The organism is Exiguobacterium sp. OS-77 (genome assembly GCF_000414195.2).
GTDB lineage: Bacteria > Bacillota > Bacilli > Exiguobacteriales > Exiguobacteriaceae > Exiguobacterium_A > Exiguobacterium_A indicum.
The window spans coordinates 1,134,893-1,160,300 of sequence record NZ_DF239008.1 but is presented as its reverse complement, the minus strand read 5'-3'; the positions used below and the strand labels follow the sequence as shown (position 1 = coordinate 1,160,300).

The 25,408-nt window shown below is 49.7% G+C and carries 26 protein-coding genes; 2 read left to right on the top strand and 24 right to left on the bottom strand.

Features of this window, described 5'->3' with window-relative positions; all coding sequences use genetic code 11:
* Positions 1-6: 6 nt before the first annotated feature.
* From EXG77_RS05635 to EXG77_RS05620, 4 genes are all read right to left on the bottom strand, one after another.
* Entirely contained in the window at positions 7-918 is a 912-nt protein-coding gene (locus tag EXG77_RS05635) for an aromatic acid exporter family protein (protein WP_035396740.1), read from the bottom strand.
* The gene (locus EXG77_RS05630; protein ID WP_023468774.1) at positions 915-1,817 is read right to left on the bottom strand and encodes a hypothetical protein; all 903 of its coding nucleotides are present in this window, start codon (positions 1,815-1,817) and stop codon (positions 915-917) included. Before EXG77_RS05630 ends, EXG77_RS05635 begins: the two co-directional genes overlap by 4 nt.
* Positions 1,818-2,000: 183 nt before the next feature.
* Complete coding sequence (locus EXG77_RS05625; protein WP_023468776.1) at positions 2,001-2,690, bottom strand: metal-dependent hydrolase; 690 nt, start codon at positions 2,688-2,690, stop codon at positions 2,001-2,003.
* 19 nt (positions 2,691-2,709) lie between these two features.
* A complete protein-coding gene (locus EXG77_RS05620; protein WP_023468777.1) occupies positions 2,710-3,024 on the bottom strand; it encodes a helix-turn-helix domain-containing protein in 315 nt (104 codons plus the stop codon).
* Between the two features lie 104 nt (positions 3,025-3,128).
* Here EXG77_RS05620 and EXG77_RS05615 point away from each other — a divergent pair, with 104 nt between their 5' ends.
* Both EXG77_RS05615 and EXG77_RS05610 read left to right on the top strand, forming a co-directional pair.
* Positions 3,129-3,620 carry a lactoylglutathione lyase family protein gene (locus tag EXG77_RS05615; RefSeq protein ID WP_023468778.1) on the top strand — a complete coding sequence of 164 codons (492 nt, stop codon included), beginning with the start codon at positions 3,129-3,131 and terminating at the stop codon, positions 3,618-3,620.
* Between the two features lie 2 nt (positions 3,621-3,622).
* Positions 3,623-4,594, top strand: a complete 972-nt coding sequence (locus tag EXG77_RS05610) for a zinc-binding dehydrogenase (protein WP_023468779.1) — start codon at positions 3,623-3,625, stop codon at positions 4,592-4,594.
* 108 nt (positions 4,595-4,702) lie between these two features.
* Here EXG77_RS05610 and EXG77_RS05605 read toward each other — a convergent pair whose 3' ends face one another.
* From EXG77_RS05605 to pgeF, 20 genes are all read right to left on the bottom strand, one after another.
* Complete coding sequence (locus EXG77_RS05605) at positions 4,703-5,512, bottom strand: GNAT family N-acetyltransferase (protein ID WP_023468780.1); 810 nt, start codon at positions 5,510-5,512, stop codon at positions 4,703-4,705.
* A gap of 80 nt (positions 5,513-5,592) precedes the next feature.
* Positions 5,593-6,228 carry an orotate phosphoribosyltransferase gene (gene pyrE, locus EXG77_RS05600; RefSeq protein WP_074668419.1) on the bottom strand — a complete coding sequence of 212 codons (636 nt, stop codon included), beginning with the start codon at positions 6,226-6,228 and terminating at the stop codon, positions 5,593-5,595.
* Positions 6,222-6,923, bottom strand: coding sequence for an orotidine-5'-phosphate decarboxylase (gene pyrF, locus EXG77_RS05595; RefSeq protein ID WP_035396734.1), 702 nt, complete (start codon positions 6,921-6,923; stop codon positions 6,222-6,224). Before pyrF ends, pyrE begins: the two co-directional genes overlap by 7 nt.
* A complete protein-coding gene (locus EXG77_RS05590; protein WP_035396732.1) occupies positions 6,898-7,830 on the bottom strand; it encodes a dihydroorotate dehydrogenase in 933 nt (310 codons plus the stop codon). The genes pyrF and EXG77_RS05590 overlap by 26 nt, the downstream gene beginning before the upstream one ends.
* Complete coding sequence (locus tag EXG77_RS05585; protein WP_023468784.1) at positions 7,827-8,558, bottom strand: oxidoreductase; 732 nt, start codon at positions 8,556-8,558, stop codon at positions 7,827-7,829. The genes EXG77_RS05590 and EXG77_RS05585 overlap by 4 nt, the downstream gene beginning before the upstream one ends.
* Positions 8,555-11,764 (bottom strand): carbamoyl-phosphate synthase large subunit, encoded by a 3,210-nt coding sequence (gene carB, locus EXG77_RS05580; RefSeq protein WP_035396730.1) that lies wholly within the window; start codon positions 11,762-11,764, stop codon positions 8,555-8,557. The genes EXG77_RS05585 and carB overlap by 4 nt, the downstream gene beginning before the upstream one ends.
* Positions 11,757-12,845 carry a carbamoyl phosphate synthase small subunit gene (locus EXG77_RS05575; protein WP_023468786.1) on the bottom strand — a complete coding sequence of 363 codons (1,089 nt, stop codon included), beginning with the start codon at positions 12,843-12,845 and terminating at the stop codon, positions 11,757-11,759. Before EXG77_RS05575 ends, carB begins: the two co-directional genes overlap by 8 nt.
* On the bottom strand, positions 12,838-14,109 hold the full coding sequence (locus EXG77_RS05570; protein ID WP_023468787.1) for a dihydroorotase: 1,272 nt from the start codon (positions 14,107-14,109) through the stop codon (positions 12,838-12,840). The genes EXG77_RS05575 and EXG77_RS05570 overlap by 8 nt, the downstream gene beginning before the upstream one ends.
* Positions 14,093-15,028: an aspartate carbamoyltransferase catalytic subunit gene (locus tag EXG77_RS05565; protein ID WP_023468788.1), complete on the bottom strand. Its 936-nt coding sequence runs from the start codon at positions 15,026-15,028 to the stop codon at positions 14,093-14,095. Before EXG77_RS05565 ends, EXG77_RS05570 begins: the two co-directional genes overlap by 17 nt.
* A gap of 123 nt (positions 15,029-15,151) precedes the next feature.
* Positions 15,152-16,465 (bottom strand): uracil-xanthine permease family protein, encoded by a 1,314-nt coding sequence (locus tag EXG77_RS05560; RefSeq protein ID WP_035396728.1) that lies wholly within the window; start codon positions 16,463-16,465, stop codon positions 15,152-15,154.
* 51 nt (positions 16,466-16,516) lie between these two features.
* Positions 16,517-17,047 (bottom strand): bifunctional pyr operon transcriptional regulator/uracil phosphoribosyltransferase PyrR, encoded by a 531-nt coding sequence (gene pyrR, locus EXG77_RS05555; RefSeq protein WP_035396895.1) that lies wholly within the window; start codon positions 17,045-17,047, stop codon positions 16,517-16,519.
* Between the two features lie 248 nt (positions 17,048-17,295).
* Complete coding sequence (locus EXG77_RS05550; protein ID WP_035396726.1) at positions 17,296-18,219, bottom strand: RluA family pseudouridine synthase; 924 nt, start codon at positions 18,217-18,219, stop codon at positions 17,296-17,298.
* On the bottom strand, positions 18,216-18,692 hold the full coding sequence (gene lspA, locus EXG77_RS05545; RefSeq protein ID WP_023468792.1) for a signal peptidase II: 477 nt from the start codon (positions 18,690-18,692) through the stop codon (positions 18,216-18,218). The genes EXG77_RS05550 and lspA overlap by 4 nt, the downstream gene beginning before the upstream one ends.
* Before the next feature lie 72 nt (positions 18,693-18,764).
* Entirely contained in the window at positions 18,765-21,500 is a 2,736-nt protein-coding gene (gene ileS / locus EXG77_RS05540) for an isoleucine--tRNA ligase (protein ID WP_035396724.1), read from the bottom strand.
* 298 nt (positions 21,501-21,798) lie between these two features.
* Positions 21,799-22,320 (bottom strand): DivIVA domain-containing protein, encoded by a 522-nt coding sequence (locus tag EXG77_RS05535; protein ID WP_023468794.1) that lies wholly within the window; start codon positions 22,318-22,320, stop codon positions 21,799-21,801.
* Between the two features lie 25 nt (positions 22,321-22,345).
* Positions 22,346-23,116 carry an RNA-binding protein gene (locus EXG77_RS05530; protein WP_023468795.1) on the bottom strand — a complete coding sequence of 257 codons (771 nt, stop codon included), beginning with the start codon at positions 23,114-23,116 and terminating at the stop codon, positions 22,346-22,348.
* Entirely contained in the window at positions 23,113-23,388 is a 276-nt protein-coding gene (locus EXG77_RS05525; protein ID WP_023468796.1) for a YggT family protein, read from the bottom strand. Before EXG77_RS05525 ends, EXG77_RS05530 begins: the two co-directional genes overlap by 4 nt.
* A 2-nt stretch (positions 23,389-23,390) precedes the next feature.
* The gene (locus EXG77_RS05520) at positions 23,391-23,717 is read right to left on the bottom strand and encodes a cell division protein SepF (RefSeq protein ID WP_231496839.1); all 327 of its coding nucleotides are present in this window, start codon (positions 23,715-23,717) and stop codon (positions 23,391-23,393) included.
* Positions 23,718-23,910: 193 nt separating this feature from the next.
* Positions 23,911-24,582, bottom strand: a complete 672-nt coding sequence (locus tag EXG77_RS05515) for a YggS family pyridoxal phosphate-dependent enzyme (RefSeq protein ID WP_023468798.1) — start codon at positions 24,580-24,582, stop codon at positions 23,911-23,913.
* Positions 24,569-25,345 carry a peptidoglycan editing factor PgeF gene (gene pgeF, locus EXG77_RS05510; RefSeq protein ID WP_023468799.1) on the bottom strand — a complete coding sequence of 259 codons (777 nt, stop codon included), beginning with the start codon at positions 25,343-25,345 and terminating at the stop codon, positions 24,569-24,571. The genes EXG77_RS05515 and pgeF overlap by 14 nt, the downstream gene beginning before the upstream one ends.
* Positions 25,346-25,408: the final 63 nt, after the last annotated feature.

Genomic DNA, 25,408 nt, shown 5'->3' with positions numbered 1-25,408 from the left:
TCATCTTCACTTCATTTTTTCTAACTGTTCCCGGTAATCAAGCAAATGCCCATGGATGATATCCTTCGCTTCGCTTAATTCTTGATCGAATGAGAACATCGCCTGTTTTCGTTCGTGGGAGAAGATGACATCGTAATGATGGCTGAGTAAGAAATCAATTTCCTGACCGAGCGTCTTTTCCTGTTCTTCTGTCATCGGGATATCCCGGTGACTAGCAATGCTTTCAAGCAAGACGAGCAACTTGTCTTCAAGATCGACAAGCTCCTTCAGTCGAATGAACGCTTCACTTTGACCGCTTGCCATCAATGGATATTTTTGATCCTCTTGAAGCATCAGCATCATTTCCTCATGTTTGAGGATTTGTTTACGGACGGCAAGCAAGCGTCCATCATCTTGCACAAGGGTTCGCCAATCTTCCATCAACTGTTGCGTCGTTTTTTTGACGAGTAATAGCAAGCGGTCTTCATAATGTGGTGGGAAGACGATGTAGTTGACGAGAACGGCAGATAACACACCGACGACAGTCAGCAACGATCGTGATAAGGCATAGTGGACATAGTCGGCGGTCGGGCTCTCGAACATCAAGACGATCGCAAAGGCAGCGAACGTCGACATATCCGTTCGTCCAATCATCGAATTGAGGACGAGTGAGACGACGACGGCGAGTCCGATCGTCAGCGGATTGGCACCAAGTGTCGCAACGATGGCGAGTCCACACATTAGTCCGAGTACCGTTCCGAAAATTCGATTGAAGACGATTTTAAATGAACGATGGATTGTCGGTTGCATCGCAACGATGGCTGCGACAGCCCCCATTCCTGAATAAATATCAAATACATACCAAGAGATGCTGAGTGCAAGAGCTACCGCGATGCCAGTCTTAATCGTTCGAAGTCCAATCCGAAACTTTAATTTCACTCGAGCGTCACCTGCCCGACTTCACTATTGACTGTCACTTCCGGTTTTTCTTGTTTCGACAGTTCATAAATCGTCTCATCCTTATTCTTTTGTTTCGTATATCGATCAGAGGCTTTAATATCGCCTCCCGTGTCGATCGTAATCGTACCGGCTGATTTATCTGGCTTCAATTTCGTCGCGCCGTCAATCGTCGTGACGTCAAGACTCAACTTCGCCATATAGTCTGCCAGCGAGACACTCTCGCCTGTCACCTGCGCATGTACGGCGTCCATTTCCTTGACGGAAATCGCACGTGTTGCATTCAGTGTAATCTCATCACCTTTTACTTTATCGAGACTCATCGCTTCTCCATCCATCTCGATCGTTTTTGCGTAGATGCCCATCCCTTTCAGTGTACCGGCATCGACATCAACACGGTTCATATAACTTGGTAATCCTACTTGAATCGTATAGTCTGCTGTTTTCTCGCTCGGACGATTGCCAAGTCGAGACAGCCAACCATCTCGTCCTGTCACCGTCACCGTATTCGTCGATGTACTGATTTTCAGTCGCTTCCCACTCGACGCACTATCGACGAGTTTGATTTGGACGTTTCCGTCTGTGCTTCGAACGAATTGTACCGTTGCGTGCGGCGCCTCGATGGCGAGAGATTTATAGCGATTCGTCGTCTTAAATGACTCGCCGCGCGATAACAATTCCGTTGAGACGAGCAATGTGATCGAATAGATGACGACAAGTCCGAGAATGACACCGCCGTATAAGTAGATTGGCCGTTTCACTGGTCCTTTTTCTCCAATCCGGTTCAATCGTGCATCCATCTTTTGTTTTTGTTTATTTTTTAAGCGTGTGAACGACGATTGTTTTCGTTTTCGCACACTCCTACTATTATGTTCTTCCATGTCAGCCCCTCCATCTCATGTCTTCCATTATTCCGAATATCCGAATCGGCTGTCAACAGCCCCTTTTTTATCATAGAAGAAGTTCACCGTTTCGCCATCGGGCGGAAGAAGGAAGGAGGTCAGAAAAACGGCAACAAAAAGGAGAGGAACCATGACGTTTCCTCTCCTTTACTTAAGAACGGATTATAATTCGAGTGACTCGCCAATCGCGAGTGGATGGCCCGTTTGACCTTGTGCTTCAATCTTTTCACAGAAGGCGTTCGCATCTTGTTTGATTAAATCAAATGTATCGTAGTGGATCGGTACGACGGCTTTCGCTTGCAACATATCTGCAGCAATCAACGCGTCGTCCGGACCCATCGTGAAGTTATCACCAATCGGTAAGAAAGCTAAATCGATTTCGTGATGGGCACCATAAAGAGCTAAATCCCCGAACAGTGCCGTATCACCTGCATGATAGATTTCCTTTCCTTCGATCGTCAGCAAGAATCCAGCCGGCATCCCCATGTACGTAATCGTCTGTTTTTCCTCATCGATGATACTTGATGAATGGAATGCCTGTGTCATCTTCACTTTACCAAACGGAAACTCAAACTGTCCGCCGAGGTTCATCGGGTGAACGTTGAGCCCTTTGAAACTCAGATACGTCGCCAGTTCATGAGTAGCAATGATTGTAGCTCCCGTCGCTTTCGCGATTCGCTCTGCATCAAGCATATGATCGGCATGCGCATGCGTCAAAAGGATGAAATCCGCTTTGACGTCATCGGGATTCGTCGTCGCTTTTTCGTTACCGCTAAAGAATGGATCGATGACGAGATGATGCCCGTTCGTCTCGATTGTTACTGTCGATTGTCCGTGATAAGTCAATTTCATGAGTGTCACTGCCTCTCGTTTAGGATTCGGATAATTGATTCCCTTCCCCCCACGCGCATAAACCTTTCATGGCCGGTTGCAGTGTAAATGCCGCCTCTGTCAATTTGTATTCGACGTGTAAGACGGCTTCATCATACTCAATCCGCTCGATCATTCCGAGTCGTTCAAGTTCTTTTAACTGATCGGTCAAGACTTTCCGAGAAATCCCGGGAATGGCACGTTGTAACTCTAAAAAACGTTTCGGACCGTTCTCTAACGTGCAATATAATTGTGGACGCCATTTTCCGCCGATGATGGCGAGCGCCCGATTGACCGGAAATTGTTCTGTCGACATGTTGTTCTCTCCTCCAGAGTAGTTACTTCAAAGTGCGTACTATGCAATCGAGTGTAGCGTAAGTTAGAGTATGCGTAAATCATTTTGCAAAAGGAGTGTTAAGCATGACGTATCCACGTAATTTTTCGCACATCGGTCTTTCCGTGCCGAATCTCGACGAAGCCGTCCGTTTTTATCAAGAGGTGATGGGCTGGTATATCATCATGGAACCGTCTGATGTCCTCGAAGATGATTCTGCCATCGGTGTCATGTGTACGGATGTCTTTGGTGCAGGGTGGAACAAGTTCCGGATTGCTCACATGGCGACAGGTGACCGCATCGGAATCGAGTTGTTCGAATTCCCGAACAATGAACAACCCGAAAACAACTTCGAATTCTGGAAAACAGGCATCTTCCATTATGCGATTCAAGATCCAGACGTCGAAGGACTCGTCGAAAAAATCGTTGCCCATGGTGGCAAACAACGGATGCCAATCCGCGAATACTATCCGGGAGACAAGCCGTATCGAATGGTCTACTGTGAGGATCCATTCGGTAACCTCGTCGAAATCTACTCTCACTCGTATGAACTCACGTATTCGGAAGGAGCGTATTAAACATGAAAGCATGGTTAAATCACTCAGGTACAGCCATTGATCAATGGACATTTGAAGAGGTCGAGACGCCGACGCCAGGAGAAGGTCAAGCTTTGATTCGCGTCAAGACCGTCGCACTGAATCCCGTCGACTATAAGGCGACTAACAATCCAGCTTGGACGTTCCCGCATATTCCAGGCGTCGATCTAGCTGGTGTCGTCGAACAAATCGGACCCGGCGCAGAAGTGAAAATCGGCGATCGCGTAGCGATTCATACGAACCTGCAACGCGATGGTGCTTTTGCTGAATATGCACTCGTCGATACACGTGCCCTCGCTCTGATTCCGGAAGACATCTCATTCGCTGAAGCCGCTGCGATTCTTTGCGCAGGCATGACGGCCTATGAAGCCATCATTCAGAAGATGAACACGACAGGAAAAGAGACGATCCTCATTCATGCTGGTGCAGGTGGTGTTGGTGGCATCGGCATTCAACTCGCAAAACGCCTTGGTCTTTCAGTCGCAACGACAGCTTCGACGGAAAACCACGAGTGGGTCAAGCGACTCGGTGCCGATCTTGCAATCGACTACAAAAAAGAAAATGTCACGGATGTCATCCGCGATTGGACGAATGGTCGCGGCGCTGACTTGATTTTTAATACGGTCGGTCGAGATGAAGCAACAGCGGATCTCGGACGTCTTGCCTTCTCGGGGCAACTTGCCTTCATCGCCGGTGGTCCCGATCAGTCGGTCGTCAAGCCGTTCACGCTCTCCCCTTCGATCCATGAAGTAGCACTCGCGGCTGCTTATGCAAGCGAAGATGACCGTGCCATCCGAAACCTCGGTCATATGGCAAGCGAGTTATTAAAACTCGTCGCAGCAAAAGAACTAGATCCACTCGTCACAGAAGAGATTCCAGCAGCGGACATCGTCAAAGGATTGCAACGTCTATCTGAACGCCATGTCCGTGGTAAAATCATCGCTACATTCAATTGATTTCTCAGTTTGACATGAAACAGCCGATCGTCCTTAGATAACAGGATGATCGGCTGTTGTTGTACATATCAATGTCTAGACATGTCCAAGAAACAAGTGGCTCGATATTCATCGATAGCGCTCTTGTTTCTTGATATGTAAGGATCGCCCGACTAACTCGAAACCGACATGCTGATAGATCTTATTCGCTGTCTGGTTCGACCAATCGGTGTAGAGCGTCACGACCGGATAAGACTTTAGTAGATGTTCAGATAGTTTGGCGACGAGATAAGAGGCATACCCATTTCCACGCAGTTCTTTCGGCGTATAGACGTAAGAAATCGTAATCCCAGTTTGCGTCGGACGCGTTGCTGCCGCCATCGCGACAAGCATATCTCCACGAAACAGTCCGAACAAGCTTCCTTGCTGGATGTGGCGCGTCATCGACTGATGGAGTTGCGTAAGCTGTCGCTCAGAAGGTCGCGTTTCAACTTCATGTAAAAATCCGGACGCAAATGCTAAGGCTTGTTGTCTTTCATCGTCCGAAATCGGTCGGAAGACGACGTTTTCCGGAACAAGCGGCATCTCGACCTCTGTCAGTGCATACATCCCTTGTTCCATATGTACCTCATACATGGAATGTGGGAGTAAAAGCGGCGCTAAGATGGCCTGTTCTCCGACGAATCCTGGACTATCCAGAATTCGCGCGAGCTTTCGGATTCCTTCTTGCGAGAACACATCACCTGCGACGATGGCTTGCTCCGGTATCGTTTGCAATATGACGAGACGATGATCGTCTTCTTGTGCCGTTGCCATCAAGAGCGGTTCATCCCCACGTTCTAATATGCCAAGAATCAACTGATGGGTATCCGGACGTTCAAGCAAAAACGGGAGGACGACCTTTTTGAACTGTTCATAATCACGATAATGCGTCACCATAGTCGACGACCTCCTTTATTTTTCTAGTGTACCAAAACATTCACTAGAAATCGTAGGTCGTCCGACGGAATCTATCGATTTTAGACGTTCGCTGTAAAACGTTCGCTCCAAGCGACTGGATCTTTCGACCAATCCGCCAACTGTTTTTGCTCTTCTATAGTAATATCACCTTGTTGTTGTGCGGTTTCGAGTAACGCTTCGAACGTCAGTAATGCATCCGCTTCGATCTTTGCGTCGCGGAGATTGTTTGACAAGCGCTCCATCCCGTACGAGAAGATCGCTTGAATGCGAATGACATTTGCTCCCTTCGCTTGCAGAGCTTGCGCCGCTTCGATTGCAGACATCCCCGTCGATAATAAGTCTTCGATGACGACGACACGTTGTCCAGGTTGAATGACACCTTCGATTTGATTCCCTTTACCGTGTTTCTTGTTGCCACTACGTACGTAGACCATCGGTAATCCTAGTCGTTCCGCGACGAATGCTGCGTGTGGAATACCTGCCGTCGCAGTTCCAGCAATCACATCGACTGCAAGTCCCTTCACTTTCTCAGCGAGTGCATCTGCAATCAAGGAACGAACTTCTGGGTACGAGAGCGTCAAACGATTATCACAATAAATCGGTGAACGAAGTCCACTTGCCCATGTGTATGGATCGTTTGGCGATAAGGTGACGGCTTCAATACGGAGTAACGCACTAGCGATTGGATTTACCATGAGAATTGCCCCTTCCATTGTTCAAGTAACATCAGATAGACCTGTTCTGGATGTTCTGCACGCGTAATCGGACGACCGATCACTAAATCCGTCGCTCCATTTTGACGAGCGTCAAGAACGGTCGCGACCCGCTTTTGATCATCCGCTTGACTGTTCGTCGGACGAATGCCGGGTGTGACGAACCGAAAATCTGTCCGACAAGCTGAAACTAGTTCCGGAAGATCGAGTGCTGAACAGACGATACCATCTAGTCCTGCTGCTTCTGCGAGTTGCGCATATTCACGAACGACTGCCGGCATCACTCCTTCAATCTTTAAATCGCGTAACATCGCTTCATCCGTCGATGTCAACTGAGTCACGCCAATCAGTTGTGTCTCAGCGTTCGTCTCACGCAGTCCTTCTCGGGCTGCGATCATCATCTCTTTCCCACCAGCAACATGGACGTTCGTCAGTTCGACGTCTAATTGTCCGATGATACGCATCGTCCGACGTGCCGTTTCTGGAATGTCGTGGACTTTGACATCGAGGAACACCGCATGTCCGCGCTCGACGAGTTTTCGGACGAAGGTTCCGCCTGCTGCATAAAACAATTCCATCCCGACTTTCACAGCTGGTCTTGTCGCTTCGAACCGTTCGAGAAACGAAAAGACTTCTGCTTCGGTCGGAAAATCAAGCGCGATGTAAAGTTGATTCATATGCTTTCCCCCTGATGTCTAAAATATGATCAATACCAAGTTCGTCCATGCGTTCCGGTAACTGCTGAATCAATTCTTGACAGATGTATGGATTGACGAAGTTTGCGGTACCGACGGCAACAGCCGAAGCTCCAGCGTAAATCATTTCGAGGACATCATCGACCTCCATCACGCCACCCATGCCAATGATCGGGATCGAAACGGCTTGCGCGACATCATGAATCATCCGAATCGCAACCGGTTTGATCGATGGACCGGATAATCCACCAATCCGATTGGCAAGGATCGGCTGCCCCGTCCGGACATCGATTCGCATCCCAACGAGTGTATTGATCATCGTCAGACCATCTGCACCAGCTGCTTCGACGGCACGTGCCATCTCAACGATCGAGGTGACATTCGGTGATAGTTTGACGTAGACTGGTTTAGTCGAGACCCGTTTGACACGTCGTGTCAATTCAGCAGCAAGCGACGGATCCGTTCCGAATTGAATTCCACCCGATTTGACGTTCGGACAAGAAATATTTAATTCCAGTGCATGAATGCCAGGATACTGACTCATTTTCTCTGCGACGAGCTCATATTCTTCCGGTGTCGAACCCGCGACATTGGCGATGATCGCCGTATCGAACGTCTCGAGGAAAGGCATCTTATTCGTTAGGATGCCATCGACACCCGGGTTTTGGAGACCGATTGCATTCAACATCCCCATCCCACTCTCTGCGACACGCGGCGTCGGGTTTCCGTAGCGTTCTTCACCCGTCGCTGCTTTAATCATGATCGCCCCAAGCTCTGATAAATCATACAACTTCGCATATTCCTCACCGAACCCAAAACATCCGGATGCCGGCATGATCGGATTTTTTAAAGAGAGTCCCGGCAACTCGACACGCAATCGTTCCGTCATAGTACGACCTCCTCTGCCCGAAAGACTGGACCATCGGAACACGTCTTGACGTACCCGCCCGTCGGTGTTTGACAGACACAGGCAAAGCATGCTCCGATCCCGCACCCCATTCGGTTTTCGATCGACAGATACTTATGTTCAATCGGTTGTTGCTGTAGTGACTTCAGCATCGGTTCCGGTCCGCAGGCGAGTAGGACATCGTAGCTTTCCGGATGTAAGGCAGCCGTGACGAATCCTGCTATACCATGCGTCCCATCGACGGTCGTGACCGTCGTCTTACCGAGCGCTTGGAATTCCGCTTCGTAAAAAACACTTGTTGCCGTATCGAATCCTAGAATCGCTTCACATGTCACACCCCGGGCGACAAGTTGGCGCATCGTCTCATACAGCGGTGGTACACCGATCCCCCCACCAACGAGGACGACGCGTTGAGTTGGATGGATAGCAGCAATCGGAAACCCGTTTCCAAGCGGTCCGAGGGCATCGATCGTATCATCCGGACGCAAAGAAGCCAGTTCTGCTGTTCCTTGTCCGATTTCTTTAAAGAGAAACGTGATCAAATCATGGTCGACCCGGGCAATCGAGATCGGTCGGCGTAAGAGTGGCCCGACGCGAAGATGCATGAATCGCCCTGGCGCGATGACCTGAGGTTGCTCAAGGCGACAGACGAGTTCTGTCGCACCTTGAGCTACCGTTCGTCGAGAGACGACCGTCAAGAGTTGCTTCATTGGATCACCACTTTCTTTTCATGTGTGAAGGCTTGGATCGCACTGGCTTCAAATGAGCGACTTTCGATGACACGTAGAATTGCTTCCGCCGTATCGAGTGATGTCAGACAGACGACTTGATTCTCGGCTGCTGCCCGGCGAATGATGAAGCCATCTTTCGTGACTTGCGAGTCCCGACTCATCGTATTGATGACGTATTCGATTTCCCCTTTTTCAATCACGTCGAGCATCGATTCGGAAGACGAGTCGATTTTGCCGACCGTCTGGACCGGTAATCCTTGCTCCGTCAAGTACGCTGCCGTTCCTTCCGTTGCAAGTAACGTGAATCCAAGTGAGGCAAAGCGTCGTGCGAGATCCGTCATTTCTGCTTTATCTGGATCTGCGACTGTCAAGAGGACACGACCGTGCTCTGGAATCGCCATCCCTGATGCGAGCAACCCTTTATAGAGCGCTTTTTCGAGCGTCCGGTCCGTTCCGATGACTTCACCGGTTGATTTCATTTCCGGTCCGAGTGTCGGATCAACTTCTTTAAGCTTCGCAAATGAGAAGACCGGTACTTTGACCGAGACGAGTGGTTCTTCCGGTAGGACACCACTTGTTAATCCATAAGAAGCGAGTGTCTCACCGAGAATGATGTCCGTTGCGAGACGCGCGACCGGAAGTCCCGTCACTTTCGAGATGAATGGCACCGTCCGGCTAGCACGCGGATTGACTTCAAGGACATAGAGGGCGCCGTCCGCGTAGACGAACTGGATGTTGAGTAATCCTTTGATGCCGAATGCTTTTGCAATCCGTGTCGTGTAGTCGACGATCCGGTCCTTGATGTCTTGGGAGACCCGTTGTGGCGGATAGACACCAATCGAGTCACCCGAGTGAACACCGGCACGTTCGATATGCTCCATGATGCCTGGAATGACGACATCCGTTCCGTCGCAGATCGCGTCGACTTCGAGTTCGATTCCTGTCAGGTAGCGATCTACGAGGACTGGTCGTTCCGGTGAGGCGATGACCGCGTGTTTCATGTAATGTTCCAGTTCTTCTTGAGCATAAACGATTTCCATTGCCCGACCGCCGAGGACGTACGATGGACGAACGAGAACCGGGTAACCGAGTGACGCTGCTGCCGTGACCGCCTCTTCGACTGTCACGGCCGTTTTACCTGGTGGCTGTGGAATGTCGAGCGCCGTCAATGCTGCTTCGAACTGTTTCCGGTCCTCAGCCCGGTCGAGATCCTCAAGCGATGTCCCGAGGATTTTTACACCTTCTGCTGCTAATGACTCGGCTAAGTTGATCGCTGTCTGTCCACCGAACTGGACGATGACACCGAGTGGACGTTCGTTTCGGATGACTTCCAGTACATCCTCCGTCGTCAGTGGTTCAAAGTAGAGCCGATCGGAAATCGAGAAGTCGGTCGACACCGTTTCTGGATTGTTGTTGACGATGATTGCTTCGTAGCCGGCTTGTCGAATCGCTTGAATCGAATGGACTGTCGCGTAATCGAACTCGACTCCTTGACCAATCCGGATCGGTCCCGATCCTAGGACGAGAATCGAAGAACGGTTCGTCGCGATTGCTTCATTTTCGCGTTCGTATGTTCCGTAGTAGTATGGCGTGTCGGACGCGAACTCTGCCGCACACGTATCGACCATCTTATAGACCGGGTGAATCGCTTGTGCTTCACGCATCCGGCGAATCTCCGTTTCCGTTTGTCCGGTGATCCGAGCGAGCATCGGGTCACTGAATCCATATCGCTTCACATGCAGGAGTAGCTCAGGTGTCAAACCAGTTGCGACTGATTGCTCGAGCTGCCAAATATGGTGCAACTTTTCAAGGAACAGGCGATCAATCGCTGTCCAGTCATGAATCTGTTCGACGCTGTAACCGCGGACGAAGCCCGCGTACAAGGCGAAGAGTCGATCGTCCGTCGCTTGGCGAATCGCTTGTTGTAACGTATCATCTGCCATTTCGATGAAGCGTGGCATATACAGATCCGCTGTACCGATTTCAAGCGAACGGACCGCTTTCAGTAATGCCTCTTCCATCGTCCGTCCCATTGCCATGACCTCACCAGTTGCTTTCATCTGTGTGCCGAGTGTCCGGTCCGCCGTTTCGAATTTATCGAACGGCCAGCGCGGAATCTTGGCGACGACGTAATCGAGTGCCGGTTCGAACGAAGCAAAACTTGTCTCGGTGATCGGGTTCTTTAATTCGGACAAGGCATACCCGACGGCAATTTTCGCAGCCAGTTTTGCGATTGGGTAACCCGTTGCTTTTGACGCGAGTGCAGACGAGCGTGAGACACGTGGGTTGACTTCGATGACATAGTAGTCGAAGCTCGTCGGATCCAGTGCGAACTGGATGTTACATCCGCCCTCGATTCCAAGTGCACGAATGATATCGAGCGAGACGTTTCGCAACAATTGATAATCGCGATCCGATAGCGTTTGCGTCGGAGCGAAGACGATCGAGTCTCCGGTATGAACGCCGACGGGATCGAAGTTTTCCATCGCACAGACGATGATCGCTTGGTTCGTCGCATCGCGCATGACTTCGAACTCGACTTCCTTCATCCCGGCAATTGATTTTTCAAGAAGTACCTGTGTTGCCGGACTTGCCTTGAGTCCCCCTTCGACGATTCGCGTGAACTCTTCTGGTGTGTTGGCGATTCCGCCGCCCGTTCCCCCAAGCGTATACGCCGGACGGATGATGATCGGTAGACCGATCTGTTGCCGGAATTGTTGTGCCTCTTCGAGCGTATGCACGATTTCACTGTCCGGCACACCATGCCCGCGTTTAAACATCAGTTGACGGAACAAATCACGATCTTCTGCCTCTTCGATTGCTGACAATTTCGTACCGAGTAACTCGACACCATACTCAGCAAGGACACCGAGACGATCCAGTTCGACAGCCAAGTTCAGACCCGTTTGACCTCCGAGTGTCGCAAGCAAAGCATCCGGACGTTCCTTGCGGATGATCCGTGAGACGAACTCTGCTTGGAGGGGTTCGATGTAGACACGATCAGCGACCGTTGGATCCGTCATGATCGTTGCTGGGTTCGAGTTGACGAGGATGACTTCATATCCTTCTTCCTTCAAGGCTTGACACGCTTGTGTTCCAGCGTAGTCGAATTCAGCTGCTTGTCCGATCACGATAGGACCGGACCCGATAACGAGAATTTTCTGGATATCTTGACGTTTAGGCATGAGAGACCTCCTGTTGTTTCGTGATTTCTTCTAAAAACTGTTGGAATAGACCGTTCGCATCCATCGGACCAGGTGATGCTTCCGGATGGTACTGGACGGAGAAGACCGCTGCTGTCGTATGACGGATTCCTTCGACCGTTCCGTCGTTGATCGCAAGATGCGTCACTTCAAGCACGGTATCGCGTAATGACTGTTCGTCGACGGCATACCCGTGGTTTTGCGACGTGATATCGACGCGACCAGTCCGGATATCTTGGACTGGATGATTCGCCCCTCGGTGACCGAATGGGAGCTTGAACGTATCCGCCCCGTGCGCTAGTGCGATCAACTGATGACCGAGACAGATGCCGAAGATGACGACTTTTCCCGTCAATTCTTGAATCATCGGAATCGCTGTCGGGACATCCTTTGGATTCCCTGGTCCGTTCGATAGCATTACACCGTCCGGACGATAGCGTAAGACTTCCGTTGCACTGACGTCGTAGGGCACGACGACGACTTCACAGCCGCGTTTGACGAGTTCGCGGACGATTCCGAGCTTCGCACCGAAATCGACGAGAACGATCCGCGGTCCAGCACCCGGAATGATGTACGCTCGTTCCGTTGAAGCCCGCTTGACTTGATCCGTCTCGATAGGTGCATTTTGAAGATGAACCAGTTCTGCTGCTAAATCGAACTCACCGTCAACGAGTCGTCCACGCATGACACCTTTCGAACGGATATGCCGTGTCAGTTGACGCGTATCGATTCCACTTAATCCTGGAATATCAAGATCTTGAAGTGCTGCATCGAGTGACATCTCACTTCGGAAATTCGACGGCGTCTGACAATGTTCACGTACGATCAGTGCTTTAGCGAGCGGACGCGTCGTCTCATAATCTTCTCGGTTAATCCCGTAGTTTCCGATCAACGGGTTCGTCAACACGATCATCTGATCGCAGTAAGATGGATCCGATAACATTTCCTGATATCCTGTCATTCCGGTCTGGAAGACGACCTCTCCTGTTGTTGTCGTATCTGATCCAAACGCCGTTCCTTCAAACGTCATCCCATCTTCTAGTATCAGTGTCCGTTTACGCATGTGCTGTGTCCTCCTTGAATACGATTTCTCCCTTGACGAGCGTCATGACCGGGAATCCTTTTAACCGTTCTCCTGCGAACGGTGTGTTCTTGCCTTTTGAGCGGAATCGTTCCGGTGATACGGTACGCTCCGTTTCTAGATCAAGCAAAACTAGATCTGCTTCCGCCCCCACTTCGAGTTTCCCGTAAGGAAGTTCAAAGATGGCTGCTGCCTTATCCGTCAAATTCCGAATCAGTGTCTCAAGTGTCATCTCTCCTTCAGCGACGAGCTTCGTATAGAGGAGTGGGAAGGCCGTCTCGAACCCTGTGATGCCGAACGGGGCGCGTTCGATACCGAGTGCCTTCTCTTCTGCCGCATGGGGAGCATGATCGGTCGCGATGCAATCAATCGTTCCGTCCGCTAACCCCTCGAGCAATGCTTGGCGATCTGCTTCACTTCGTAAGGGAGGATTCATTTTAAAGTTCGGGTCCTGATTCGGTATGTCTTCATCGATCAACACCAGATGGTGCGGTGTGACTTCTGCCGTCACCCGAATCCCTGCTCGTTTCGCGTCACGGATGACACGGACCGATTCTTTCGTCGAGACATGACAGACGTGATAATGACAGCCGGTTTCTTCTGCGATCAGAACATCACGTGCGATGTGGATACTCTCAGCAAGCGACGGAATACCTTGTAGTCCTTCCCGTCGACTGTAGTTCCCCTCGTGCACACATCCTGCTTTTAACGAATCATCTTCGCAGTGAGCAACGATCGTTTTCCCGAGCCGTGCCGCCTGTTGCATCGCTGTCCGCATGACTGCTGCCGTCTGGACGCCGACACCATCATCCGTAAAGGCGACAGCATCTGTTAATTGGTCGAACGCGACGAGTTCTTGTCCGAGTTGATTTTTTGAAATCGCCGCGTAAGGCAAAACCCGAACGGACGCTGTCTCTTCAATCTTTTGGAACAACGCATCAAGTGTTTGACGATCGTCTGGTACGGGGCGCGTGTTCGGCATCGGACAAATCGTCGTGAATCCACCCGCTGCCGCCGCTGCCGTGCCGGTCGCAATCGTCTCCTTATGTTCGCCACCCGGTTCCCGCAGGTGGACATGGATGTCAACGAATCCTGGTGCGACGAATAAGCCGGACGCATCAATGACCGTTTCATTCGCTTGCGGTGTTGCTGCTAAATCCGTGATTTTCCCGGCTTCAATCCGAATATCTCCCGTTCGAACTTGTCCCGCCTCGTACCATCTCGCATTCTCAATTCGTGTTGTCATCTGCATCGTCTCCTTTGATTGATTTCGTTGAAAAGCACCATTCCAGAATCGCCATCCGTGCAAAGACACCGTTTTTCATCTGTTCAAAAATCCGCGATCGCGGATGTTCGACCAGTTCGTCGGCAATCTCGACTCCCCGATTGACCGGTGCCGGATGAAGCACGATCGCGGAATGCTTCAGACGGTTCATCCGCTCATCTGTCAATCCGTGCGTTGTGTGGTAGACTGCTGGATCAAATCGCGTCGTCCCGTCATGCCGTTCGTGCTGGACACGCAGTAACATCAAGATGTCGCACTGCTCGACGGCTTCATCCATCGGAAGATACGGTATGCCCATCGCAGGGTCGTACCACTCAATAGGTCCTGATCCATAGACGATGGCACCGAGTCGTTTTAAGATGTCAGCGTTCGATCGGGCGACACGACTATGTTGTAAGTCCCCACAGATGACGACGACTTTTCCTTCGACCGTTCCATACGTTTCGACCATCGTCATCAAATCGAGTAAGGACTGAGACGGATGTTGACCGCTCCCATCTCCCGCATTGATGATCGGAATATTGAGCGTCTGCATCAGTTCTTCGTAATATCCGGTTGCTCCGTGACGAATGACCAAAGCATCTGCGCCGATTGCTTCGAGTGTCTTGCATGTATCGCGTAACGTTTCTCCTTTTTGCACGGAGGAAGTCGCCGTTTCGAACGGCAGTAGATGCATATTCAGACGATGCTCTGCCATCTCAAAGGAAGAGCGTGTCCGCGTCGAGTTTTCAAAGAACAGATTGACGAGTGTCTTACCGGAAAAATCTGGTGCTGGCTCGCCTCGTTTAAAAGCGAGACTGCGTTCAATCAAAGAATTGATTTCCGTCGTGGATAAACTTTCTAGGTTGACGAAATGCCGGGTTTTTAGGATCGTCTTCATATCATTCACTCCTCTTCAGGTCATGAAAAAGGCGCACCTTCTAAGTGAAGGTGCGCCGAAAGAAGGCAGAGTGATTCCCTGCATCTTTTCATGGCCTTCACTTTATCGTTCTCTCGGAACGTCTTAAAAGTTGTTAGCTACCGATTGAGTTGTAGAGGTTTCCGTTGTTTCTTCGACCTGCTCTGTCGTTTTCGGAAGAACTAGATTCAGGATGATTCCAAGAATCGTCGCTAGTGCCATTCCTTCGAGAGAGAAGTTGCCGATTTTGAGCGCCGCGCCTCCGATACCTGTGACGAGAATGACGGCTGTAATCGTCAGATTTCGTTTATCGGCAAGATCGATCTTACTTTCCGTCAGCGTCCGGAGACCATTCGACGCGATGACTCCGAACAAGAGGATACTGATTCCACCCATGACCGGTGTCGGAATCGTCTTGATGAATCCTTCGACATATCCGAGGAATCCGAAGCTGATCGCAAGAACCGCCGCACCACCGAGGACGTAGACACTGTAGACACGAGTGATCGACATGACACCGTTGTTCTCACCATACGTCGTAACCGGTGGTCCGCCAAGCATCGAAGCGACTGTCTTCGCGATCCCGTCACCCAGTACGGTCCGGTGCATCCCTGGATCGAGGAGCGTCTCGCGCCCGATGATCCGTGATGTCACTTTTTGTTCGCCAATGTGCTCCGTCAGTGTGACGAGCGTCACGGGAACAATCAGAAGCAACGCGGCTGTATTCCACGATGGTGTGTAATTCAAGAACGGAATCGTGAAGTCCGGCACGTGGAAGAACGTTGCTTGTTGGAGTGGTGTGAAATCAATGATTCCGACCGATGCCGCAACGAGATAACCAACCGTGATCCCGAACAGGATCGGAATCGTGCTCCACATTCCTTTTAAGTACGTCATCGCAAGGAGTGTGACGCCAAGCGTGACCATCGCAACGAGGAAGTACAGTCCGTTGTACTTGCCGTCCGCTCCGTTCATCGCCATGTTGACAGCGGTAGGGGCGAGCGATAAACCGATGACCATGATGACCGGTCCGATGACGACCGGTGGGAGTAAGCGAAGCAACCAAGAAGCTCCCGTGTAGCGGATGAGGAGTGAGACAAGTCCATAGACGAGTCCAGCGACCATTCCGCCGATTAACGCATCCTCGACACCCCACCGTTCACTGACGGCAATGATCGGGGCAATGTAGGCAAAACTCGAACCAAGATATGTGGGTACTTTGAAGCGGGTAACGGCGAGGAAAATCAGTGTGCCGACTCCGCTTGCGACGAGCGCGACCGATGTGTTGAGTCCCGTTAAGAGCGGGACGAGCACGGTCGCACCAAACATCGCGAAGACGTGTTGTAGGCTGAGCATCAGCCAGTTTAGAGGGTGAGTAGGTACTTCTTGTACATCAAGTACTGCGGCATGTTTTGCCATATGGATGACTCCCTTTCTGGTCTCTCTGGACCACCTTAAAGGTTTTGAATTTTAGCGTTTAATGAATACTTGATCGGCTTCATCGACTTCGGCGAGCGCAACGACGACTTGTTCCTCACGGGATGTCGGGACGTTCTTACCGATGAAATCTGGTCGAATCGGTAACTCCCGATGTCCGCGGTCGACGAGTACAGCGAGTTGAATCATACTCGGTCTTCCATGGTCGACGAGCGCGTCCATCGCGGCGCGAACGGTGCGACCTGTGTAGAGCACGTCGTCAACGAGGACGACGATTTTCCCGGTGATGTCTTCCGGTAAATCAGAACCTTTGATTTCTGGTTCTAAACTTCGTTTCGACAAGTCATCCCGGTACATTGAGATGTCGACGACACCGAGTAAGACCGGTTTTCCTTCGATTTGTTCGATGCGCTTCGCAAGTCGACGAGCGAGTGTCTCGCCTCGCGTCTTGATTCCGACAATCATCAAATCATGAATTCCTTTGTTACGTTCGATGATTTCATGGGCGATCCGTGTCAGTGCACGTCCGATCGCGGCTTCATCTAAGATGACGGCTGGTTTCATGTTTTCTCCTTTCATACAAAAGACCTTCTGCGGAAATCCGCAGAAGGTCATCGAAGACAGAATCATGGCATACGTCATGTATGCATGCCTACACACAATCGTGGTAGGTTCTCCCTTTCGCAGCCTCTCCGGACTCGATTAAAGGTGATACTAGTTAGGTAGGATCGTCACTCGGACGACCGAAGTGTCAGTAGAGGATGTCTCGCATCGCTCTCTAGGTGATACTCTACCGTTTTATTAGAAAAACGTCAAGACTCTAATTCAAGTTTTTTCAATTGACCGATTTCAAATGTCATCTCTTCTGGGAGCGGTGCTTCAAACCGCATCCACTCACCTGTCCGTGGGTGTTCGAAACCGAGAACCGCAGCATGCAAGGCTTGACCGTTCATTTTCATCGTCTTGCGTGGACCATATTTCGGGTCACCAGCAAGCGGGAAACCGATATAACGCATGTGGACACGGATTTGGTGCGTCCGTCCTGTTTCAAGTTTACATTCAACGACCGTAAAGCCCTCGTACCGATCGAGAACACGGAAATGGGTCACGGCAGACTTTGAATTCTTATCCGTTACCGTCATCCGTTGACGGTCGTTCTTATCGCGTCCGATTGGCGCTTCAATCGTTCCGAGTTCGTGCGGGATTTCACCGTGTACGAGCGCGATATAAAGACGCTCCGTCGTCTTCTCTTTCAATTGATGTGCAAGTGATTCATGCGCTAAGTCGTTCTTAGCGACCATCAACAGACCTGACGTATCCTTATCGATTCGGTGAACGATTCCTGGACGTTTGACGCCATTGATGCCTGAGAGATCTTGACAGTGGTGTAATAAGGCGTTGACGAGCGTTCCTGAGACATGCCCTGCCGCCGGGTGGACGACCATCCCTTTTGGTTTGTTGACGACGATGACGTCCGAATCTTCATAGACGACATCAAGTGGGATGTCTTCCGGCAAGATTTCGAGTTCCACTGCTTCCGGGATATGGACCTCAATCGATTCCGTTCCCGATAATTTATAGTTCGGTTTGACGACACGACCGTCGACTTCGACGCGCCCCGCTTTCAACCATTCCTGTACTTGCGAACGCGACCAATCGTTTTGTTCTGCGAGCCATTTATCAATGCGCCCTGTCGCTCCATCCGCTTGCACGGACCATGTTTCTACTTCATTCATTTATCCATCGTTCCTTTCTTAGTCAACCGTTCTTCGAACATGACGCTAATTAGCATCGTGATGACACCAAACGTCAAACAGACGTCTGCGACATTAAAGATCGGAAAATTATAGCCGAACGGGAAGAAGTGGAAGAAATCAACGACTTCTCCTCGTGCCATTCGATCAATGAAATTTCCGATCGCACCACTGAGTAATAACGCGATGCTCCAAGCAAATACCTTATTTTTCGTGCCTTCCTTGTAGAGGAAGTAAATCAATCCAATGACGACGACGACCGTAACGATGAAGAAAAAGCCGAATTTACCTTCGAGCATGCCCCACGCAGCGCCTCGATTCCGATACGAGTTGAGATAAAAGAAATCCGGAATGACCGTGATGGCTTGACCGATCGTCATATTTTGAACGACAATCCATTTCGTCAACTGGTCGATTCCAACGAGTAAAGCAGCAATCCCTAAGTAAAGCCACATCCTATTGTCCTCCGCATCCAAAAATAATGAGGGGCGTCCTGCGAAGTCGCAGTCGCCCCTCCCTTTGTATCATTATAAAGAATTGACGACTTCAGTACAACGTGGGCAAAGAGTCGGATGAGCCGGATCTTGTCCGAGTTCCGTCGAATATGTCCAACAACGTTCACATTTTTCACCGTCAGCTTTTTGAACCGTGATGCCGGTCGTCTCATACATCTTATCCGCCGTTTCAACGAATTCGAGTTGTGAGACTTGGAGTAACTGCTCAAGATGATCGATTGTTCCGAGCAAGGCTTTCGTCTCTTCCTTCGGTGCAAGCAAGAGTTTCGCTTCGAGTGTCTTACCGACGAGTTTCTCAACGCGCGCTTCCTCGAGTGCTTTTAAGACATCATCGCGGAATGTCAGGAACGCGTTCCATTTCTCGATGAGGGCAAGTCCTTCTTCTGAGACTTCGACCGTTTTCGGAAGGTCTATCAGGAAGATACTCTTCGTTTCAACAGCTGGTACGAATTCCCATGCTTCGTCTGCTGTGTGTGGCAAGACAGGTGCCATCAATTGCAACAAGGCAACGACTGTATCATACATGACCGTCTGAACCGCACGACGCGATGTCGCGTCTGCTTTTTCGATATACAGGATATCTTTCGTGTAATCGAGGTAGAACGACGACAAATCAAGGACACAGAAGTTATGGAGCAATTGATAGACCGACATGAAGTCGTACGCATCATAAGCCGCTTTTACTTTTCCAACAAGTTGGTCCAGTTTCGTACGCATGAAACGATCTGACTCTGGTAAGTCTTCAAATGCGACGCGGTGCGTCGCAGGATCGAATTGATCCAAGTTTCCGAGGAGGAAACGAACCGTGTTCCGGATTTTACGATATGATTCTGAGACTTGTTTGAAGTTATCCATCGATGCTCGGACATCAGCTTGATAATCGACTGATGCCACCCACAAGCGAAGGATCTCTGCTCCAAATTGTTGCATGACTTGAATCGGTGCAATCGTGTTACCGATCGATTTCGACATCTTGCGACCTTGACCATCCAGAACGAATCCGTGACTGACGACCGCTTTGTATGGTGCTTTTCCTGTCGTTGCGACGGCTGTCGATAGCGACGAGTTGAACCAACCACGATATTGGTCAGATCCTTCAAGATAGAGATCCGCTGGACGTGTCAATTCAGGACGTGTCGCAAGGACACCGGCATGTGATGAACCAGAATCGAACCAGACATCCATGATGTCCGTTTCTTTTTTGAAGATACCGTTCGGGCTTGCTGGATGTGTGAATCCTTCAGGAAGCAAGTCGACTGCTTCGCGCTCATACCAGACATTTGATCCGTGAGCTGCAAATAGATTCGCGATATGATCAATCGTTTCTGGTGTGACGATTTCCGTTCCATCTTCAGCGTAGAAGATTGGAAGTGGAACGCCCCAAGCACGTTGACGTGAGATGACCCAGTCGCCGCGGTCTTTGAACATGTTGTGGAGACGTGTTTCCCCCCACTCTGGTACCCACTGGACGCCTTTGATCTCATCAAGGATTTCCGCACGGAAGTCTTTGATTGAAGCGAACCACTGTGGTGTTGCCCGGAAAATGACCGGTTTTTTCGTCCGCCAGTCATGTGGATACGAGTGTTTGATGAACGATAGTTTCAAGAGTGCACCGGCTTCTTCGAGGGCAAGACCGATCTCTTTATTCGCATCTTCATAGAACATGCCTTCGAATCCAGGTGCTTCTGCTGTCATGATCCCTTTATCGTCGACTGGGCAAAGGACGTCAAGACCGTAAGCTTGACCGATGCGGAAGTCATCTTCCCCGTGACCTGGAGCCGTATGAACGACACCTGTCGCTTCCGCTGTAACGTGATCGCCAAGCATGACGAGTGATTCACGGTCGTACAGTGGATGTTTTGCTTTCATGTATTCGAAATCCGCACCATTAAAGACACGTCCGACTGTTGCATCTTCCCATCCGAGTGCTTCGATGACTTCAGGAACAAGTGTTTCCGCTACGATATAGCCTTTTCCTTGATACTCGATCCGCGCATACGTTAATTCCGCACTGACAGAGATTCCGAGGTTCGCTGGAATCGTCCATGGTGTCGTCGTCCAGATGACGAAATGATCCGTCGGCTCTAAGATGTTTTTTCCGTCCATGACTTGGAACGCGACATAGATGGCAGCTGACCGTTTATCTTGATATTCGATTTCTGCTTCAGCTAATGCCGATTCAGAAGACGGTGACCAATAGACCGGTTTCTTCCCTTTGTAGATATAGCCTTTGTTCGCCATATCGCCGAATAAACGAATTTGAGCTGCTTCAAATTCTGGTTGCAGGGTGATGTATGGGTTGTCATAGTCACCGAGAACGCCGAGGCGTTTGAATTGTTCGCGTTGGTGATCGACTTGTTCGAGCGCATATTTCGCACATAATTCACGGAATTCTGCGACCGTCATCGATTTACGATCAACACCGGCTTTTTGAAGTGCTGTTTCAATCGGTAATCCGTGTGTGTCCCAACCAGGCACGTACGGAGACTGGAAGCCGTTCATCGATTTGTAGCGGACGATGATGTCTTTTAAAACTTTGTTTAATCCGTGACCCATGTGGATGTCACCATTCGCATATGGAGGACCATCGTGGAGGATGAACGTCGGCTTTCCAGCGTTCTTTTCCTGGACCGCAGCGTAGAGATTCATCTCTTCCCATCGTGCTTGCATATCTGGTTCACGTTTTGGCAAGTTGCCTCGCATTAAAAACTCCGTTTTCATCATCAATAAGGTTTCTTTGTAATCCATCTGACCATCTCTCACCTTTCGCTTTAAAAGTCAAAAAAAGCCAAGCTCATCCCTGAGATAGGGACGAGCTTGGCTGAACTCGCGGTACCACCCTACTAATCCCGCTCGCCAGTTTGACGACGCAGGACCGCTTAAGAACTCGATAACGGGAGTGAGCCGGCATGACTTACTGTTCAGCGAACGTTCAGTCATGCACTCCAAGGGGATACCCCATCTTTTTCGTTGCTCGGGCTTCCACCATTCCCCCGATTCGCTGTCAACCGTCCAAGATACGACGTGTCCTTGTCATTGATTTTATTTATACGACATCGTCGTCATTATACGCAACTGCTGGAACATCGTCAAGCGCTCCACGAGAAGAGAAATCAAACGCATCCCAGTCATGGCTCGTCAATAATTCCATCTGCGCATCGATCAATACTTTGAATCGATTACGATAGAGTTCGATTTTTTTGCGCATTTGCTCGACTTCGAAGTCTGTCCGTTGTGCCCGGCGTTGCGCCGCATCTTGCAACTGCTCTGCTTCACGTTCTGCTTGCTTTAGGATCAAGCTCGCTTCTTTTGAAGCATTGGCTTTGACTTCTTCAGCCGCTTCCTGTGCAACGATGATCGATTTATTCAACGTTTCTTCCATCGAACTGAAGTAGTCGACACGCGCTTGCATGTTTTGGATGACTTCTTGTTGTTGACGGTTCTCACGTAACAACAATTCAAAATCCTTGATGACTTGATCTAGGAATTCGTTCACTTCATCTTCGTCATAGCCGCGAAACTTTCGTGTGAACTCCTTATTATGAATATCGAGTGGCGTTAATGGCATGATGAATTCCTCCTCCGCATTTATCTTATCCTTTTAAAATACCGTATTGTAGTTTGATTCGATCACGTTTCGTTGATCCGAGGATTGCAATCAACTTGACGCGTCCTGTTCCACGCAAGGAAAGTAAATCGCCTTCTTCTAGCATGAAGCTCGAATCATCCACTACTTTATAATTCACTTTACTCTCACCCTGTTTAATGAGCGCCTGTGCTTTTTGACGTGAGAAGCCTAGAATTTCACTCACGACCGTATCGAACCGAAGTGAGCTGACAAACCCAAGTGTCTCTTCCCACTCTTGATCCTTCACTTTCAAGCGATCTTCCGCGTCTACGCGCGAAAGACGAATCTTCGTCTTCCCTGCTCGTTCGACGTTTGCTTCGATATAGGTCGCGACTTCGTCCGCGACGGCAAACTGTACTTGATCCTGAATGATGACGTCGCCGAATTTGGCTCGTTTCAATCCGACGTTCAATAATGTACCGGTGACTTGACGATGAGAAAGTTCAACGAATTTAGTAGGATAATGAATGCGATAGATGGAAATGTCAAAGTCATCCGCGTTGTATTCATAATAATCTGGTGCGAGGATTGCCCGTTTACGTTCAGCGCCTTCGAAACCGCCCTCAAAAAAGAGGGCGCATTTCGAACCGACGAGTTCTTGTGTGATTTGTTGTTCACGTGGATCTAGGAAATCCGTTAATTTGAACGTATAGGTCGCTTCCACATGATCGATCCAGTTCAAGACTGAGTCGACGAATTCCCGCTCGCTTCCACGATAATGATCATATACGCTCATACTAAAAAGATTGCTCGGATACCCGATTGAGCCAAGTTCAAGACGAGGAAGGCTACAATCGGCGAGATATCCAGCATGCCCCCGATAGGCGGGATGATACGACGGAAGGGCGCTAGGAATGGCTCGACCAACATCGCGAGCACTTGTCCGAATTTAGAATCACGGGCATTCGGGAACCACGAAAGCAGGATATAAACGATCATGACGTAACTGTAATACTGTAACAACGTACTCAATGTACGACCAATTGCGTACATCACTTGAGAATCCATACTTACCACCCCTTATGATTAATATCATCTTCTCCAAGAAGATTCGAGATGCTACCAGCTAACTCGACGTTGTTCGGAACACAGAGGAGGGTATTCTGACTGATCGTCGTAATCGTTCCATCGAGAGCGAAGACGACACCAGATAAGAAATTAATCATCTGTCGTGATTGATCTTTTGACATACGCTGCATATTGACGATGACAGCACGGTTCTGACGAAGATGTTCCCCGATTTCCTGGGCTTCGTTGAAGACACGTGGTTCACTCAAGATGACTTGCGATTTCGTTTTTTTCGTCGCATGAAGCGGCACGATATTCGATTGTCTCACGCTGTCCTCCTTTTGAGTAACACTTGGGCTAGATTCCTCGTAATACTCTTCATACTCTTGTTGTGAAGCACCTCTACCTTTATTTATTGTAGCATCATTTTCATATTCAAGTTCATCTAAATCGTCGCTGTTGCCGAGAAATAGATTTTGCATTTTTGATTTAAAACCCATATCCATTCTCCCTTCTTCTCGTTTAGGTGTGAACGAGCGTCGTCCCGATTCGGACGAACGTCGCCCCTTCTTCGATGGCGATTTCAAAATCCGATGACATTCCCATAGATAACTCCGTACATGGAGCATACGACAATTTTTTCGCCTTGACCTCTTCTTGCAATGTTTTTAATGACCGGAATACCTCACGGATACGCGCCGTATCTTCCGTCAACGGTGCCATCGTCATCAGTCCGATGACACGAATCGCGGGATATTGACCGATTTCGTGTAAGAACGATGGTACATCCTCAGGCGCGATGCCTTGCTTCGATTCTTCCCCAGAAACGTTGACTTGGATGAAACAATCAATGATTCGGTCTGTTCGTTTATTGATCTCTTCCGCCAAATGAAGACGGTCAAGGGAATGCAACACGTCAATGGCATCGATGATTTGACGAACTTTACGCGTTTGTAGTGTACCAATGAAGTGCCACGTACAAGCAGTTCGTCCGAGCTCTGCCTGTTTTTCAAGCAATCCGTCCGGACGATTTTCTCCGAGATGGGTCACGCCAGCTGCTAATAATTCAGAAGCAACTTGACTTGAGACTGATTTCGTCACACCAATCAACTGTACCTGCTTTTCAGAAGAACTCTTTTCACTCGCTTGTTCCATTCGTTTTGTAACTTCTTGTACATTATCAAGAATTGACATCCAATGACTCCTTTACGATCAAACTTGCAAAGCGCCCACCGTGGTCACCGTGGCGATAAGAGAAGTAATCTTCCGCCTGACAGTGTGTACATAGACCTGAGTCAAGGACATCACCGACTCCACAACGCTCAGCTAGCGCAGCATTCGTTTTTTGTAGCGATAACATCGCTTTTCCATCTTCCTTGCGTATGTAAGGAGACTCATCGAGTTCAAGCGCATCGATTGCATCGATGACCGGTTGATCGACTTCGTAACAACAATCACGGATCGATGGACCAATGACCATTTGAATCGATGAACGACTCGCACCCGCACGTTCCATTTGCTTGACTGTTTCCTCGACGATATTGCCAACGGTTCCGCGCCAGCCGGCATGCGTATTCGCGATGATTCCTGTCGTCGGATCACAGAAGACAAGCGGCACACAGTCAGCGAAGAGCATCATCAATAAGACATTCGAATCGGTCGTCACCAATCCATCTGTACCCGGAATCGCTGTTTCGTAATCCAAAGCACCGCGCCCGGAGTCAAGTGTCGTCACCTGTTCGACGTGATTTCCGTGAACTTGCTGTGCCCAAATCGAGTTCTCGAGGGAGAGATCAAGCTGACGTGCGATGACTTGTCGATTCTGGATGACACCGTCGCGATCATCGTTGACATGTAACCCTAAATTTCCGTTTTCATGAGGGGCAGCGAACTTCGTCGTAAAGGCGGCACGTACTGTACCTGTCGGTGTATCCCATTTGATCCATTGTCCAAACATGTTCATGCCTCCTTTGATTTTAAAAAAAGAGGCGCCGCTTTCGCGACACCTCATCGTTTAGCA